The 14,938-nt window shown below is 71.2% G+C and carries 14 protein-coding genes; 8 read left to right on the top strand and 6 right to left on the bottom strand.

What is annotated here, in order from left to right; translation table 11 throughout:
* Positions 1-11 precede the first annotated feature (11 nt).
* Positions 12-767, top strand: coding sequence for a TetR/AcrR family transcriptional regulator (locus CG740_RS00650; RefSeq protein WP_234375972.1), 756 nt, complete (start codon positions 12-14; stop codon positions 765-767).
* Here the strand turns inward: CG740_RS00650 and CG740_RS00645 are convergent.
* Positions 764-1,993 carry an acyl-CoA dehydrogenase family protein gene (locus CG740_RS00645; protein WP_100572875.1) on the bottom strand — a complete coding sequence of 410 codons (1,230 nt, stop codon included), beginning with the start codon at positions 1,991-1,993 and terminating at the stop codon, positions 764-766. The two genes, CG740_RS00650 and CG740_RS00645, sit on opposite strands and share 4 nt — an antisense overlap.
* Before the next feature lie 193 nt (positions 1,994-2,186).
* Here CG740_RS00645 and CG740_RS00640 point away from each other — a divergent pair, with 193 nt between their 5' ends.
* Positions 2,187-2,840, top strand: a complete 654-nt coding sequence (locus tag CG740_RS00640) for a TetR family transcriptional regulator (protein WP_100572874.1) — start codon at positions 2,187-2,189, stop codon at positions 2,838-2,840.
* Positions 2,841-3,068: 228 nt separating this feature from the next.
* Here the strand turns inward: CG740_RS00640 and def are convergent, their stop codons facing one another.
* Complete coding sequence (gene def, locus CG740_RS00635) at positions 3,069-3,605, bottom strand: peptide deformylase (protein WP_100572873.1); 537 nt, start codon at positions 3,603-3,605, stop codon at positions 3,069-3,071.
* A gap of 117 nt (positions 3,606-3,722) precedes the next feature.
* On the opposite strand from def, the gene CG740_RS00630 reads away from it, so the two are divergent.
* From CG740_RS00630 to CG740_RS40185, 5 genes are all read left to right on the top strand, one after another.
* Positions 3,723-4,970, top strand: a complete 1,248-nt coding sequence (locus tag CG740_RS00630; RefSeq protein WP_100572872.1) for a Mur ligase family protein — start codon at positions 3,723-3,725, stop codon at positions 4,968-4,970.
* Between the two features lie 22 nt (positions 4,971-4,992).
* Positions 4,993-5,721, top strand: coding sequence for a type 1 glutamine amidotransferase (locus tag CG740_RS00625; RefSeq protein ID WP_100572871.1), 729 nt, complete (start codon positions 4,993-4,995; stop codon positions 5,719-5,721).
* A 137-nt stretch (positions 5,722-5,858) separates the two neighbouring features.
* Positions 5,859-6,884 (top strand): 6-phosphofructokinase, encoded by a 1,026-nt coding sequence (locus CG740_RS00620; RefSeq protein WP_100572870.1) that lies wholly within the window; start codon positions 5,859-5,861, stop codon positions 6,882-6,884.
* A gap of 146 nt (positions 6,885-7,030) precedes the next feature.
* Entirely contained in the window at positions 7,031-7,990 is a 960-nt protein-coding gene (locus tag CG740_RS00615) for a cytochrome c oxidase assembly protein (protein ID WP_100572869.1), read from the top strand.
* Between the two features lie 63 nt (positions 7,991-8,053).
* Positions 8,054-8,215, top strand: coding sequence for a hypothetical protein (locus CG740_RS40185; RefSeq protein ID WP_199846285.1), 162 nt, complete (start codon positions 8,054-8,056; stop codon positions 8,213-8,215).
* A 17-nt stretch (positions 8,216-8,232) separates the two neighbouring features.
* Here the strand turns inward: CG740_RS40185 and CG740_RS00610 are convergent, their stop codons facing one another.
* Positions 8,233-10,653 (bottom strand): polysaccharide lyase 8 family protein, encoded by a 2,421-nt coding sequence (locus CG740_RS00610; protein ID WP_100572868.1) that lies wholly within the window; start codon positions 10,651-10,653, stop codon positions 8,233-8,235.
* Between the two features lie 206 nt (positions 10,654-10,859).
* Here CG740_RS00610 and CG740_RS00605 point away from each other — a divergent pair, with 206 nt between their 5' ends.
* The gene (locus CG740_RS00605) at positions 10,860-11,561 is read left to right on the top strand and encodes a lysophospholipid acyltransferase family protein (protein ID WP_100572867.1); all 702 of its coding nucleotides are present in this window, start codon (positions 10,860-10,862) and stop codon (positions 11,559-11,561) included.
* Between the two features lie 129 nt (positions 11,562-11,690).
* Here the strand turns inward: CG740_RS00605 and CG740_RS00600 are convergent, their stop codons facing one another.
* The 3 genes from CG740_RS00600 to ureG form a co-directional block, all read right to left on the bottom strand.
* On the bottom strand, positions 11,691-13,214 hold the full coding sequence (locus CG740_RS00600; RefSeq protein WP_100573579.1) for an alpha/beta hydrolase: 1,524 nt from the start codon (positions 13,212-13,214) through the stop codon (positions 11,691-11,693).
* 205 nt (positions 13,215-13,419) lie between these two features.
* Positions 13,420-14,187, bottom strand: coding sequence for an urease accessory protein UreD (locus CG740_RS00595; RefSeq protein ID WP_100572866.1), 768 nt, complete (start codon positions 14,185-14,187; stop codon positions 13,420-13,422).
* Positions 14,175-14,852, bottom strand: a complete 678-nt coding sequence (gene ureG, locus CG740_RS00590; RefSeq protein ID WP_100572865.1) for an urease accessory protein UreG — start codon at positions 14,850-14,852, stop codon at positions 14,175-14,177. The genes CG740_RS00595 and ureG overlap by 13 nt, the downstream gene beginning before the upstream one ends.
* Positions 14,853-14,938 lie beyond the last annotated feature (86 nt).

The following is a 14,938-nucleotide window of genomic DNA, read 5'->3' as shown; positions in this document are numbered from 1 at the left end:
TAGTCAGTTCTGTGCGTGACGAAAAGAAGGCGCAATGCGAGAGGTGCGGCACAGGTCTGGCGGCCCGCGAGCGAGGTCGTCCCGCCCGCTATTGCTCGCGCAGCTGCCAGGCCCGGGCCCACCGGGCCCGCAAGCGGCCACCCCTGCCCCAGCCGCCGGCGCCGCAGGGACCCGAGGAGCAGGAGGGCCGGCGGCGGGAGATCGCCTCGGCGGTCTGGCGCATCGCGGCGGGACGCGGGCTGCACGAGGCGAGCATGCGGGAGATCGCGGCGGAGGCGGGCGTCTCGCTGCGCTCGGTCCAGTACCACTTCGGCAGCAAGCACCAACTCCTCGTCGACGCACTGAAGTTGCTGCACGCGGACAACGAGCGGCGGGCGCGCGAGCGGATCGCCCACGATCCGGCCGACCCGCGGGCGCTGCTCGAAGCGATCATGGCGGAGTTCCTGCCGCTCGACCAGCAACGGCGCCTGGGGCTGCGGGTGTTGGCGGCGTACTATGCGCGCAGCCTCACCGATCCCGCGCTCGCGGCGGTGTTCCTGGGCGCCGAGCACCCGCTGGAGGACCTGGTCGCGGACATCGTCGCGCGAGCCCAGGAGGCCGGCGCCTGCCGTGGCGGGCTCGACGCACGCCACGAGGCCGACCTCCTGGTGTCGGGGGCCATCGGGCTGGGCGGGGACATGCTGCACGGGCGACGCGAAGCGGCCGAGGTGATCGCCACACTCGGCTATCACCTCGACCGGATCTTCGGGCCGCGCGCCGGGCGCTAGCGGATCGGCATGCCCGCCAGGGTGCGGGCGATGACGAGCCGCTGGATCTCGCTGGTGCCCTCGAAGATGGTGTAGATGGCGGCGTCCCTGTGCATGCGCTCCACCGGGTACTCGCGGGTGAAGCCGTTGCCGCCGAGGATCTGGATCGCCTGGCCGGTGACCTTCTTCGCCGTCTCGCTGGCGTACAGCTTGGACATCGAGCCCTCGGCCGACTCGAACTTCTTGCCCGTGGTCGCCATCCAGGACGCGCGCCACACCAGGAGGCGGGCCGCGTCGATCTGGGTGCGCATGTCGGCGAGCTGGAAGGCGATGCCCTGGTTGTCGATGATCGGGCGGCCGAACTGCTCGCGGGTCCTGGCGTATTCGAGCGCGTAGTCGTACGCGGCCCGGGCGGTGCCGACCGCCATCGCGCCGACCGCCGGGCGGGAGGCCTCGAAGGTGGCCATCGCGGCGTTCTTCACGCGCTCGCCGCCGCCCGCCTTCGCCTTCTCGCGGGACCGGGCGAGCCGCTCGTCGAGCTTCTCCTTGCCGCCGAGCAGGCAGCTGCCGGGGATCCGTACGTCTTCGAGGACGACCTCGGCGGTGTGCGAGGCGCGGATGCCGTGCTTCTTGAACTTCTGCCCCTGCGTCAGACCCGGGGTGTTCGGCGGCACGATGAAGGAGGCGTGGCCCTTGGAGCCGAGCTCGGGGTCGACGACCGCGACGACGACATGCACGGCCGCGATGCCGCCGTTGGTCGCCCAGGTCTTGGTGCCGTTCAGGACCCACTCGTCCTTGGCCTCGTCGTACACGGCCCGGGTGCGCATCGAGGCGACGTCGGAACCGGCGTCCGGCTCGGAGGAGCAGAAGGCGGCGACCTTGACGTCGTTCACGTCGCCGTACATCTGGGGTATCCAGGTGCCGATCTGCTCCTCGGTGCCGTTGGCGAGGACGCCGACGGCGGCGAGGCCGGTGCCGACGATGGAGAGCGCTATGCCCGCATCGCCCCAGAACAGCTCCTCCATGGCGACCGGGATGCCGAGGCCGGTCGGGTCGAAGAACTGCTGCGCGTAGAAGTCGAGGGAGTAGATTCCCACCTTGGCGGCTTCCTGGATCACCGGCCAGGGGGTCTCCTCGCGCTCGTCCCACTCGGCGGCGGCGGGGCGGATCACGTCCTTGGCGAAGCCGTGCAGCCAGTCCCGGACCTGCTTCTGGTCGTCGCTGAGATCCATAGTGAACTCGGCCATGTCCCCTCCACCACTCCAAGCGTTACTTGCGGTAACCGCAGTCTGTTACCGACGGGTAGCCCCTGTCAACCGGCCACCGGCCCCGCAGCACCTCGGGCGGGCGGAGTGTTACGTTGCGCAAGGCTTCCGCGACCAGGAAACCCACGGAATACGCAAGTGCGGGACGCGCAGTACGGGCGGGGAGAAGAGACCCATGGAGACCACACAGCAGGCCGAGCAGCAACGCACGGCGGCGGAGCGCCGGCGGCGCGAGCTGCTGGAGGCGGCGGACCGGGTGGTGCTCCGGGACGGCCCGCAGGCCTCGATGAACGCGATCGCGGCGGAGGCGGGCATCACCAAGCCCATCCTCTACCGCCACTTCGGCGACAAGGGCGGGCTCTACCGGGCCCTGGCCAAGCGGCACACCGACGCCCTGCTCTCCGCACTGCGGGCCGCGCTCGACGCGCCGGCCGAGCGGCGCGAGCGGGTCGAGGCGACCCTGGAGACCTATCTCGCGGCGATCGAGGCGCGCCCGCAGGTGTACCGGTTCCTGATGCACCCCGCCGAGGACGCGCCGGCGCCCGAGTCCGAGCAGGGCTTCGACGTGGGCCGGCACTCGGCGCCGCTGCTGCGCCGCATGGGCGAGGACCTGGGCGTGGTCATCGCGGAGCGGATCGACCTGGGGCCGGGCAGTGAGGTGCTCGCGCGGGTCTGGGGCCACGGGATCGTCGGCATGATGCACGCGGCGGGCGACTGGTGGCTGGGCGAACGCCCTTGCTCCCGCGCGGAGTTGGTGCGGGCCCTGGCCGATCTGCTGTGGGGACGCCTGGCCGCGGCGGGCGACCGGGCGGGCGGGCCCGGGTTCTGACCCCGCCCCGCCCCTTCCCGAGCCCCTCCGGGAGTGACGACTCCGGCCGCGGACCGTAGGGGCCGTTCGCGCAGTTCCCCGCGCCCCTTCTTTGCAGCACTGGTGCCGGCCCGTACACGCAGCCCCAGCCCGTCATGGGGGTCCCCCCTGGCCCTCAATGCCTTGGGGGAGATTGAGGACAAGCGCCGTTCAGGCGCGAACCGGGGTCTGGGGCGGAGCCCCAGGGGGTCAGTTCCAGTCGGCTTTGCGGATCGCGCGCTGCAAGCGGCGCCCGTGACGGCCCGTTACGCGGTCGGCGTACACCACGCCGTCGAGGTGGTCGCACTCGTGCTGGAGGCACCGCGCGAAGAACCCCGTGCCCTCGACCCGCACCGGCGCGCCGGAGAGGTCCACCCCCTCCACCACCGCACGGTCGAAGCGCGAGGTCGGCGCCTCCAGGCCCGGCAGCGAGAGGCAGCCCTCGGGGCCGCGCACCTCGATGCCGTCCGCCTCCACCAGGCGGGGGTTGACGACGTACCCCAGATGCCGGACGTCCTCGTCGTCGGGGCAGTCGTACACGAACACCCGCCGGGCGACGCCGATCTGGTTCGCCGCCAGGCCGACACCGTCGGCCGCGTACATCGTGGCGAACATGTCCTCGACGAGCCGGCGCAGGGCGGGACCGAAGTCCGTGACGGGCTCGCAGGGCGCGTGGAGCAACCCGGCACCGAGGAGACTCATCTCTCGTACGGAGCCGGAACTGCCGGGAATGGGACGGTGGCGCATGGGCGCAAGCGTACGTTCCGGTGACCGGGCGGCATTCCGGATGGTGGCGCGGTTCGGGCCGCTGACCGGATCTCGATAGGCTGACACCTGACCCAGGCGCAAGGAGGATCAAGGACGATGTCAGGACACGATGGAGGTGCCGGGCCCCTGTCACCGCGAGCCAAGCTGGCCGTGACCGCGGGCAAGGCCGCCGCGGCCGTGTCGCGCGCGGCGGGGCGGGGCAGTGGATCGGTGATCGGCGGGCGCGTCGCGCTCAAGCTCGACCCCGATCTGCTCGGGCGGCTCGCCACTCATCTGGACGTCGTCCTGGTGTCGGCGACCAACGGCAAGACGACCACGACCCGGCTGATCGCCGAGGCGCTGCGAGCCAGCGGGCCGGTGGTGTCGAACGCGCTCGGCGCCAACATGCCGGCCGGTATCACGTCGGCGCTCGCGGGCGGTTCGGACGCGAAGTACGGCGTCATCGAGGTCGACGAGAAGTACCTGGCGGGCGTCGCCCGCGATGTGACGCCGAAGGCGATCGCGCTGCTCAACCTCTCGCGCGACCAGCTCGACCGCGCCGCCGAGACCCGGATGCTCGCCGAGAAGTGGCGCGAGGGGCTTGCGGGTTCCAAGGCCGTGGTCATCGCCAACGCCGACGACCCGCTGGTCGTGTGGGCGGCGTCGTCCTCCCCCAACGTGGTGTGGGTGGCGGCCGGTCAGGAGTGGAAGGACGACGCCTGGTCGTGCCCCGCCTGCGGCGGTGTGATGCAGCGCCCGGGCGACGACTGGTTCTGCGGCGAGTGCGGTTTCCGCCGCCCGGCGCCCAGTTGGGTGCTCAACGGCGACTACGTCCTCGACCCGCACGGCTCGGCCTGGCCGATCCACCTCCAGCTGCCCGGCCGCGCCAACAAGGCGAACGCCGCCACCTCGGCCGCGGTCGCCGCGGTGTTCGGGGTGCCGCCGCAGGTCGCCCTGGAACGCATGTACCAGGTGCAGGCGGTCGCGGGGCGCTACGACGTGGTCGGCTTCCAGGGGCGGGAGCTGCGGCTGCTGCTCGCGAAGAACCCGGCGGGCTGGCTCGAAACGTTTTCCCTCATCGACCCGCCGCCGACCCCGGTCGTCCTGTCCGTCAACGCCCGCGGCGCCGACGGCACGGACACCTCGTGGCTGTGGGACGTCGACTACACCCGGCTCGCCGGGCACCCGATCTTCGTGATCGGCGACCGCAAGCTGGACCTGGCGGTCCGCCTGGAGGTCGCGAACCTGGACTTCCGGGTCTGCGAGAACCTGGAGGAGTGCGCGCAGCTGGCACCGCCCGGGCGGATCGAACTCATCGCCAACTACACCGCGTTCCAGGACGTCCGCCGCGTCGTCGGCAACTGAGCAAGGCAGGAGCTAACAAGCGATGGCAGACAACAGCCTGCGCCTCGTGTGGGTCTACCCCGACCTGCTGAGCACCTACGGCGACCAGGGCAACGCGCTGGTCGTGGAGCGCCGGGCGCGTCAGCGCGGCCTGGACGTGCACCGGCTCGACGTCCGCAGCGACCAGCCGATCCCGACCTCCGGTGACATCTACCTCATCGGCGGCGGCGAGGACCGGCCGCAGCGGCTCGCGGCGGAGCGGCTGCGCCGCGACACCGGGCTGAGCCGCGCCGCCTCCAACGGCGCGATCATCTTCTCGGTCTGTGCCGGCTACCAGATCCTCGGCCACGAGTTCATCAACGACCTCGGCGAGCGCGAGCCGGGCCTCGGACTGCTCGACGTCGTCTCGACCCGCGGCGAGGGCGAGCGCTGCGTCGGCGATGTGCTGGGCGACATCGACGAGCGGCTCGGCCTGCCCCAGCTGACCGGCTTCGAGAACCACCAGGGCGTCACCCACCTCGGTCCGACGGCCCGCCCGTTCGCCCGGGTGCGCCTGGGCAAGGGCAACGGCACCGGTGACGGCACCGAGGGCGCGTACAACGACACCGTGTTCGGCACGTACATGCACGGCCCGGTCCTCGCGCGCAATCCGCAGATCGCGGACCTGCTGCTCAAGCTGGCGCTCGACGTCAACGCGCTGCCGCCGACCGACGACCGCTGGTACGAGGCGCTGCGCGCGGAGCGCATCGCGTCGGCGACCCAGCCCGCCTGACGGTTCGTACGTTCGTACTACGTCCATCAGTCGGACCTCCGATTCGGCCCCCGTCACCCTGCGCCGGTAGGGTGACGGGGATCCAACCGGACGACGTGGTCCGGTCGTCGGCCCACGTTGCAAAGGTTCTCCGGGCAATGCGAATTGGTGTGCTCACCTCCGGCGGCGACTGCCCCGGCCTGAACGCCGTCATCCGATCCGTCGTGCACCGCGCGGTGGTCGACCACGGCGACGAGGTCATCGGCTTCCACGACGGCTGGCGGGGCCTGCTCGAAGCCGACTACCGCAAGCTCGACCTCGACGCGGTCGGCGGCATCCTCGCCCGTGGCGGCACCATTCTCGGCTCCTCCCGCGTCCAGCCCGCGCATCTGCGCGACGGCGTGGAGCGGGCCAAGGGCCACGTGGCCGAGCTGGGTCTCGACGCGATCATTCCGATCGGCGGCGAGGGGACCCTGAAGGCCGCGACCCTGCTGTCGGACGCGGGTCTGCCCATCGTCGGCGTGCCCAAGACCATCGACAACGACATCGCGTCGACCGATGTCACCTTCGGCTTCGACACCGCCGTGGGCGTGGCGACCGACGCGCTCGACCGTCTGAAGACCACCGCCGAGTCGCACCAGCGGGTGCTCATCGTCGAGGTCATGGGCCGGCACACCGGCTGGATCGCCCTGCACTCGGGCATGGCCGCCGGTGCGCACGCCATCGTCGTGCCCGAGCGCCCCTTCGACATCGACGAGCTGACCGAGCTGGTCGGCCGGCGCTTCTCGGCGGGCAAGAAGTTCGCGATCGTGGTGGTCGCCGAGGGTGCCAAGCCGCGCGAGGGCTCGATGCAGTTCGACGTGGGCGGCACCGACGTCTACGGCCACGAGCGCTTCGCCGGCGTCGCCCGTCAGCTCTCCATCGAGCTGGAGCAGCGCCTGAACAAGGAGGCGCGCCCGGTCATCCTCGGCCACGTCCAGCGCGGCGGCACGCCCACCGCCTACGACCGGGTGCTCGCCACCCGCTTCGGCTGGCACGCGGTGGAGGCCGCCCACCGCGGCGAGTTCGGGATGCTGACCGCGCTGCGCGGCACCGACATCGTCATGGTCCCGCTCGCCGAGGCGACGGCCACCTTGAAGACCGTCCCGGCCGAGCGGTACGCCGAAGCGGAGTGCGTGCTCTAGAGCCTGTACGGCGGCAGGCACCGGCCTCCGCCGCCCCGGTCGCCGCCGGATTGTTTTGTACGCAATGAACCGCCCCCGCCCGCATCGCCGGCCGGGGGCGGTTCTAGTCTGGTGCGGGACAACCGGTACGAATCAGGAGTCAGCGGATGGATCACAGCGGGCACGGCATGGACATGAACATGGACCTGCCGCCGTTCACGCTGGCGCGAGGCCTCGCATGGTCGGCGGACTCCTTCTTCCTCATCGGCTGCCTGCTCGGGCTCGCCCTGTACGCGTGGGCCGTGGTGCGGCTGCGGCGGCGCGGTGACAGCTGGCCGGTCAGCCGGATGATCTTCTGGACCGTGGGCGTCCTGACCATCGCGTTCGTCATGTGCACCAAGCTGAACGACTACGGCATGGTCATGTTCAGCGTGCACATGGTGCAGCACATGGTGATCAGCATGCTGTCGCCCATCCTGCTGCTCCTCGGCGCGCCGGTCACGCTCGCCCTGCGCGCCCTGCCGGTCTCCGCGACGCGCGGCCGCAAGGGCCCGCGCGAGCTGCTCCTGATGCTGCTGCACAGCCGGTACATGAAGATCATCACGCATCCGGCGTTCACCATCCCGCTGTTCATCGCGAGCCTGTACGGGCTCTACTTCACGCCGATCTTCGACTTCCTGATGGAGTCCAGGACCGGGCACATCGCGATGATGGTCCACTTCCTCGCGGTCGGTCTGGTCTTCTTCTGGCCGATCATGGGCGTGGACCCGGGGCCGCACCGGCCCGGCTATGTGATGCGGATGCTGGAGCTCTTCGCCGGCATGCCCTTCCACGCGTTCTTCGGCATCGCCCTGATGATGGCCAGCGAGCCCATGATCAGCACGTACAAGAACCCGCCCGCCTCGCTGGCCGTCGACGCGCTCACCGATCAGCAGGCGGCCGGCGGCATCGCCTGGGCGTTCAGCGAGATCCCCTCGGTGCTCGTCCTGATCGCGCTGGTCTTCCAGTGGTACGCCACCGAGAAGCGCCAGGCGCGCCGCACCGACCGTGCCGCCGAGCGGGACGGCGACCGTGAACTTCAGGCCTACAACGCCTACCTCGCCTCGCTGAACACGCGCGGCCAGTAGCGCCGGGACCCCTCGCGGGGGGACCATGGTCCTCACGGCACCTGCCGGGAGGAAGGGGACGCGATGCCCCGTTCGACGAAGTCGATGACGGTGCTCACCCTGGTGATGCTGGTGGTGATCACGGCGTACACGGTGGCGCTCGGCAGCAACGGCTGGCTGTGGTTCGGCTGGGTGGTGCTCGGGCTCACCGCGCTCGGGACGGCCGCGACGTCCCGCAGCACCTAGCTCACCGCCCGGCGCGGTCAGCCGAGCCGTACGACGGTCTGCTGGGTCGCTCCCCCGGTGCCGCTGAGGTCCCCGAAGGTGAGGGTCAATGAGGCTCCGGTGGTGGCGCCCGTGAGCGTGGCCGGGCGTGCGGTGACCGAGGCGACGGCCCGTCGCCAGGTCAGGGTGAGCGAGGTCCGGGCGCGCATCGGGTCGCTGACGCAGATCACGGCCGTCCCGTCGCCGCGTTCGCTGATCAGCACCGAGCAGGGGGCGTCGGCGGTGAGCGGGCCGACCGTGCCGCCGAGCCAGAAGTTGACCCCGGTGAAGCCGAGCGCGGGCACCGCGATGCCCTGCTGGGCGTCCGTGTTGGCCAGGACCGCCGGCCAGCCGCTGTCGGCGGCGCGAGCCGCGGTCTGGGCCGCGGAGGCGCCCGGCATGAGGACGTACGCGTATCCGGCGCCGGACGGGTCGGTGCCGTGGTCGGCCCACAGGGTGAGGTAGCGGCGGCTGACCGGTGCCGTGGCGCTGCCCTTGTTGAGGTCGCTCCAGCGTCCGGTGCGCTCCTCGCGCCGGGCCCGTACGGTCGCGCGGCCGGGGAAGACATAGCCCGCGTGGCCCGCGAGGTGGGCCCAGGAGGCACCGGTCAGGGTCGCCGACCAGGGGTAGGCGGAGGGCTGGACGACTCCGTCGACGGTCAGGGCGGAGCCGCCGGCCGGTCCGAGGTTGCGGTTGTCGACGGTCGACTCGACGACGGCGCCGTCCCGGCAGGTGATGCCGGCGCCCAGGCAGACGATCGCCTCGTCGAGGCAGAACCAGGACTTCTTGGCGACGAGGGTGCTCTGCAGCCCTTTCACATACTGGCCGATCGAGGCGCGCTGCCCGTCGGTGGCTCCGCCCACCCAGTTCACGTCGGGCCGGGACGCTCCCCAGTCGCCGCCCGCCGCGTCCGCGAGGACTTTGCGCGAGGCGGTGGTGCCGGGCAGCCGGTAGGGGTCCACGGTGGGCCAGAAGGCGTCGCTGTACTGGCCGTTGGCGTAGGTGTCGCCCCACCAGTAGAGCATTCCGGAGCCGGTGTGCCAGCCGTGCAGGTTCTCGCCGTTGCCGGTCTCGTAGTACGTGATCCGCTTGTCGGCCATGCTGATCGAGGCGGCCCAGGTGGGGCGGCGGTGGGTGGCCCGGGACATGTGGGTGAAGAGGCGGTGCCCGACGGGCTCGGGGATCGCGGAAAGCGCGCTGTCGTCGTCGACGCCCGTGAGCAGAGCGAGACCGGGGACGCCGAGAAAGCCGTCGCTCAGGGGCGGGCTGTAGTAGTCGCGCCGCATCCAGCCCTTGACGAGCCCGCGCCAGCGCGCGTTCTCGGCGCTGGAGGCGCCCTGGCCGAGCAGCACGATCGAGGCGAGGATCGAGTGGCCGCGCACATGGTCGTCCTGCTGGCGGGCGGCCGGATCGCCTGCCGAGACGCCCCGGCTGATGGCGCGCCCGGCGACGCCGTCCATCGCCAGGCCGTTGTAGAGGAAGGGCGCCCAGGCGTTCTCGACCGCGTCGAAGACGATCTGCCGGGCCGGGTCCGACACCGCCCAGGCGGAGCCGGCGAGCAGCGCGAACAGCATCCCGAGGCCGCCGAGCATCACCGAGCCGTAGGAGGCGGTGTACGGCACAGAGGTGTGCTGGACGAAGGAGCCGTCGGCGTAGAGCCCGTCTCCCCCGGTCACATACGGGAAGACCGGCGAGAGCGCGCTCGCGGCCAGGGACAGCTTCGCGGAGCTCTTGCCGAGCACTCCGCGCAGGGCGAGCACCCGGCACAGGTCGACCCGGTTGGCGCCGGTGCTGGTGCCGGCGTACACGGCTACCGCACTGTGCGGTACGAAGTGGTCAACTGCCGCGAGATAGCTGGCCAGTTGGGCCGAGGTGAGCCGGTCGTACAGCAGGACGCAGGTGTCGAGGAGTGCCTGCGGGGCGCCGATCTGCCAGTTGTACCAGTTGCCGAAGCTGGACCTGCTCTCGCTGTAGACCTCGGCGTGCAGGTGGTCGAGGCCGGTGGCGATGGCGGCCGCGAGGCCGCTGTCGCCGGTCAGGCCGGTGCCCGGCTGGCTGTAGGCCTCGGCCATGGTGCGGAGCCGGTTGTAGCTGTCGTTCATCCTGGCCGAGTAGCCGAACGACTCCTGGTCGGTGTCGGGATCGGGGTCGGCGTACCCGGCGTCGGGCCACAGCGATCCGCTCGCCGGGGCCATGGTGGCCAGGAGGGACGCGGCCGAGGTGCCGAGGTCGGAGAGCCGGGACTTGAACGGTTCGGCGGTGGGCGCGAAGCCGGATCCGAGGATCAGCGTGCGCCAGGTCGCGCGCAGCGCGTCGTAGGCGTCTGCGGCGCTCGCCCTCGGGACGCCGACGGTCCCCAGGGCGAGGGCCGAGGCGCCGGTCGCGTACAGGAAGCCACGGCGGGACCAGGAAGTGGTCATGGGGACTCCAGCCCGGAACGGGGGAAGGGGAGGCGGGGGCGCACACGATGGTGTGAACGGTTTGTACACGCCGGGCTTCGTCCGCTCAAGAACTCGCGCACAAATGATCGATTGATCGATCCCCCGCCGGACCGGCCGCCGGTGGTTACAGCGGCCCGGACCTCGCCCTACACTGGCCACCCTTCTGCATGGTGAGGAGCTCGCGGGTGCTCTATTACATCCTCAAGTACGCAGTCCTGGGGCCCCTGTTGAGACTGCTCTTCCGGCCCCGGCTCGAAGGGCTTGAGTACATCCCCGACGAGGGCGCCGCGATCGTCGCCGGCAACCACCTGTCCTTCTCGGACCACTTCCTGATGCCGGTGATGCTGAAGCGGCGCATCACCTTCCTCGCCAAGCAGGAGTACTTCACCGGGCCCGGCGTCAAGGGCCGGCTGACCGCCGCGTTCTTCCGGGCGGTCGGGCAGATTCCGGTCGACCGGTCCGGCAAGGAGGCCGGGAAGGCCGCGATCCGCGAGGGGCTCGGGGTGCTCGCCAAGGACGAACTGCTCGGCATCTACCCGGAGGGCACCCGCTCGCCCGACGGCAAGCTGTACAAGGGCAAGGTGGGCGTCGCCGTGATGGCCATCCGGGGCGGGGCTCCGGTGATCCCGTGTGCCATGGTCGGCACCTTCGAGATCCAGCCGCCCGGCCAGGTCGTGCCGAAGATCAAGCGGGTGTCGATCCGCTTCGGCGAGCCGCTCGACTTCTCCCGGTACAAGGGGATGGAGGACGAGAAGGCCGTGCTGCGGGCGGTCACCGACGAGATCATGTACAAGGTCATGGAGCTGTCGGGCCAGGAGTACGTGGACCGGTACGCGGCCGATGTGAAGGCGGAGGAGTCGCGGCGCTTCCGGGGCCTCATCAGCTGAGCCCGGCAGGTCCGCGCATCGCTCGGCGCCGCGAGAACGCGGCGCCGTGAGGACAGGGCGCCACGAGAACAGGGGCGACCGGAGAATTCCCGGCCGCCCCCTCAGTCACCGACCGATCTCAACTACCGCCTACGGAACGGGCGTCGCGTGCGGGGTGCACGTGTAGTCGGCCTTGTCGGTCTTGCCGGTGAGCAGGTAGTCGTCCACGCGCGAGTTGATGCACGGGTTGACGAGACCGGTCACACCGTGCGAACCGGCGCCCTTCTCGATGACGAGGCGCGAGTTCTTGAAGGCCTTGTGCAGCTCGACGGCGCCCTTGAACGGGGTGGCGGCGTCATTGGTGGACTGCACGATCAGGACCTGCGGGAGGCCCTTGCCGGTCTTGACCTTCACCGGGTTCTGCTGCTTGGTGGGCCAGGTGGCACACGGCAGGTTCATCCAGGCGTTGGACCAGGTCAGGAACGGGTAGTCCTTGTTGAGCCGGGTGTTGTCCCGGTCCCACTTGCGCCAGCTGGTGGGCCACTTGGCGTCCGCGCACTCGACGGCCGTGTAGACCGCGTTGCCGTTCTCGGAGGCGATGTTGCCCGCGATGTCCGTCATGTCGGACGCGGCCGCCGCGACGACCGGCTTGCTGTCACCCGCCGCATAGGCGCTGAGCGCCTTGGCGACCGGGACCCAGTACGAGTCGTAGTACGGGGCCTTCTGGAAGAACCCGAGCAGTTCGGCGGGGCCGACCTTGCCGTCGAGCGGGTTCTTCTTGGCGTCGGCGCGCAGCTTCAGCCACTGCGCCTCGACCTGCGCCCGGGTGGTGCCGAGGTGGAACTTGGCGTCGTACTTGGCGACCCAGTCCTCCCACTCGTTCCAGCGGGCCTGGAAGGCGACGTCCTGCTCCAGGTTGGCCTGGTACCAGATGTTGTCCTGGTCCGGGTTGACCACGCTGTCCACGATCATGCGGCGGACGTGCGAGGGGAACAGGGTGCCGTAGACCGCGCCCAGGTAGGTGCCGTAGGAGACGCCCAGGTAGTTGAGCTTCTTCTCACCAAGGGCGGCCCGGATGACGTCCAGGTCGCGCGCGGTGTTCGGCGTGGTCATGTACGGCAGCATCCAGCCGCTGCGCTCGGCGCAGCCGTCCGCGTACTCGGCGGCGAGCTTGCGCTGGGCGCGCTTGTCGGCCTCGCTGCTCGGCACCGGGTCGGCCTTCGGACCCTTGGCGTACTCCTGCGGGTCCACGCACGAGATCGGCGTGGAGTGGCCCACGCCGCGCGGGTCGAAGCCCACGAAGTCGTACGCCTTCGAGGCGTTGGCCCAGAGCGGGTTCTTCTTGGTCACCCGGGTCGGGAACTGCATGCCCGAAGCGCCGGGGCCGCCCGGGTTGTAGATGAGGGCACCCTGGCGCTCGGCCTGGGTGCCGGTGCTGCCGATCCGGTCGACGGCGAGCTTGATCTGCTTGCCGTTGGGACGGGCGTAGTCCAGCGGGACGCTGACGTAGCCGCACTGAATGGGCTTGGCGATCGCCCAGTCGGTGGGGCAGTCCGTCCAGTTGATGCCCTGCTTGGCCGCCCTGTCGGCAGCGACCTGCGCGCCACGCGCCTCGGACCAACCGTGGTCGCGGTTGTCGGCGTTGGCGACCGGAGCCGCTATCGCGCCCACCATCAGCGTGCCCGCGATCAGTGTGCCGGCCGAGCCGAGCACTGCGGTGCGTCTCAAGTGGTACCTCCCCCTGCTGAAGTGCGCTGTCAGTCTCAGCGCTCCATTTGGGCCTGTCGGGGGATCCTTTCGTCTGTGAGCCCACTGTGCACAGGCCGTACAGGTGTTTTTTTACCGAACCGATAGCCGGTGCGTGTGTTCCGCTCAGCGGTCAGCGTGTCGCGAGGTGGCTTCTCAGGGCGTCGTCCAGGGTGTGGCGCAGCAGCCGGGCGTCCGGGGCTACGGCCGTGACGAGCAGGGCGGGCCCGGCCAGCGGGGTGAGTACCGCGTGGTCGCCCAGCATTCTGGCCCCGGCCGGGTTGTCTGCCAACTCCGGTGACACGAAGAGCAGTTGGCCGGCCGCCCGGTGTCCGTCGAGCACGGCCGCCCCGTCCCAGCCGCCCGGCGCCCCCGGCCCGTACGCCAGCTCCTGGTCGAGGAGCGGGCGCCCGGCGCGGTACACGGTGAGGCGGGTGGCGAGGGTGCCGGGCGGCTCGCCGTGCCGGCCGAGCACCTGCTCCTCGCGGTACACGAGGCGGGCGCCGGGCGCGAGGTCGATCCGGGTGCGCATGGCGAGGTCGCTGCCGGACGCCGAGATGAGTTGCTCGGGCAGCCAGCGCAGCTCGGCGCCCTCGCCGACGGAAAGGCGTACGTCGTAGTGGGCGCGCTCGCCCTCGCGGCCGGGCAGGGCGATGGTGGCCGCCGCCGAGTCGACGTGCAGCCTCGCTCCGTCGCGCACCTCGGCCTCGACGCCGATCCGGTCGCCGCCGAGCGGGGCGCTCATCGCGCCGACGACGGTGACCCGGTGGTAGGGGCCGCGGGCCCGGGTACGCCGCAGCGCGAGCGGGCCCTCGCCCTCCAGGACGGGCAGGCCTTCGGGGGTGGCGACGATGCGGGCGGTGGCGCGTACCCCCCGCGCGCCGAGGGTCAGGCCGCCCATGCCGCGAGCTGCTCCCGTACCCAGCCGGCGACCTGGGCGACACTCTCCTCGGACCTCAACGACTGGAAGACGACGGGGAGTTCACCCCGCTGCTCCTTGGCGTCCCGGGCCATCCGCTCCAGGTCGGACCCGACGTACGGCGCGAGGTCGGTCTTGTTGATCACCAGCAGATCCGCGGTGGTGACCCCCGGGCCGCCCTTGCGCGGGATGTCGTCGCCGCCGGCCACGTCGATGACGAAGATCTGGGCGTCGACGAGGCCCCTGGAGAAGGTCGCGGTGAGGTTGTCGCCGCCGGACTCGACGAGGATCAGATCGAGCGGCCCGACCGTGTCCTCCAGGTCCTCCACGGCTTCGAGGTTGGCGGAGATGTCGTCGCGGATGGCGGTGTGCGGGCAGGCCCCGGTCTCCACGGCCTGGATCCGCTCGGGCGGCAGTACGGCGTTGCGCAGCAGGAAGGCGGCGTCCTCGCGGGTGTAGATGTCGTTGGTGACGACGGCGATGGACAGCTGGTCGCGCAGGGCCCGGCAGAGCGCGGCGACGGTGGCGGTCTTCCCGGACCCGACGGGCCCCCCGAGCCCGACGCGCAACGCCCGGCGCCGGCCGTCGGGCCGGTGGGCGTCGGCGCTGACGGGGGCGGGGCCTTCGTGGGAGTGGTCGAGGTGCATGGAGTCTCCGTAACGTGTCGGTCGGCCCGGAGGGCCGGATGTGGCTGATGGGGTCTTGCCGTCAGCGGCTCCCGAGGAGTGGCCGC

The sequence above is a fragment of the Streptomyces sp. CB01201 genome, assembly GCF_002803085.1.
Classification (GTDB): Bacteria; Actinomycetota; Actinomycetes; order Streptomycetales; family Streptomycetaceae; genus Streptomyces; species Streptomyces hundungensis.
This window is presented reverse-complemented; position numbering and strand designations above follow the sequence as displayed.

Bases quoted from the DNA above. Each gene is read 5' to 3' on its own strand.
- CG740_RS00645 (WP_100572875.1), bottom strand. From the start codon at position 1,993: ATGGCCGAGTTCACTATGGATCTCAGCGACGACCAGAAGCAGGTCCGG.
- CG740_RS00640 (WP_100572874.1), top strand. From the start codon at position 2,187: ATGGAGACCACACAGCAGGCCGAGCAGCAACGCACGGCGGCGGAGCGC.
- def (WP_100572873.1), bottom strand. From the start codon at position 3,605: ATGCGCCACCGTCCCATTCCCGGCAGTTCCGGCTCCGTACGAGAGATG.
- CG740_RS00630 (WP_100572872.1), top strand. From the start codon at position 3,723: ATGTCAGGACACGATGGAGGTGCCGGGCCCCTGTCACCGCGAGCCAAG.
- CG740_RS00625 (WP_100572871.1), top strand. From the start codon at position 4,993: ATGGCAGACAACAGCCTGCGCCTCGTGTGGGTCTACCCCGACCTGCTG.
- CG740_RS00620 (WP_100572870.1), top strand. From the start codon at position 5,859: ATGCGAATTGGTGTGCTCACCTCCGGCGGCGACTGCCCCGGCCTGAAC.
- CG740_RS00615 (WP_100572869.1), top strand. From the start codon at position 7,031: ATGGATCACAGCGGGCACGGCATGGACATGAACATGGACCTGCCGCCG.
- CG740_RS40185 (WP_199846285.1), top strand. From the start codon at position 8,054: ATGCCCCGTTCGACGAAGTCGATGACGGTGCTCACCCTGGTGATGCTG.
- CG740_RS00610 (WP_100572868.1), bottom strand. From the start codon at position 10,653: ATGACCACTTCCTGGTCCCGCCGTGGCTTCCTGTACGCGACCGGCGCC.
- CG740_RS00600 (WP_100573579.1), bottom strand. From the start codon at position 13,214: ATGGTGGGCGCGATAGCGGCTCCGGTCGCCAACGCCGACAACCGCGAC.
- CG740_RS00595 (WP_100572866.1), bottom strand. From the start codon at position 14,187: ATGGGCGGCCTGACCCTCGGCGCGCGGGGGGTACGCGCCACCGCCCGC.
- ureG (WP_100572865.1), bottom strand. From the start codon at position 14,852: ATGCACCTCGACCACTCCCACGAAGGCCCCGCCCCCGTCAGCGCCGAC.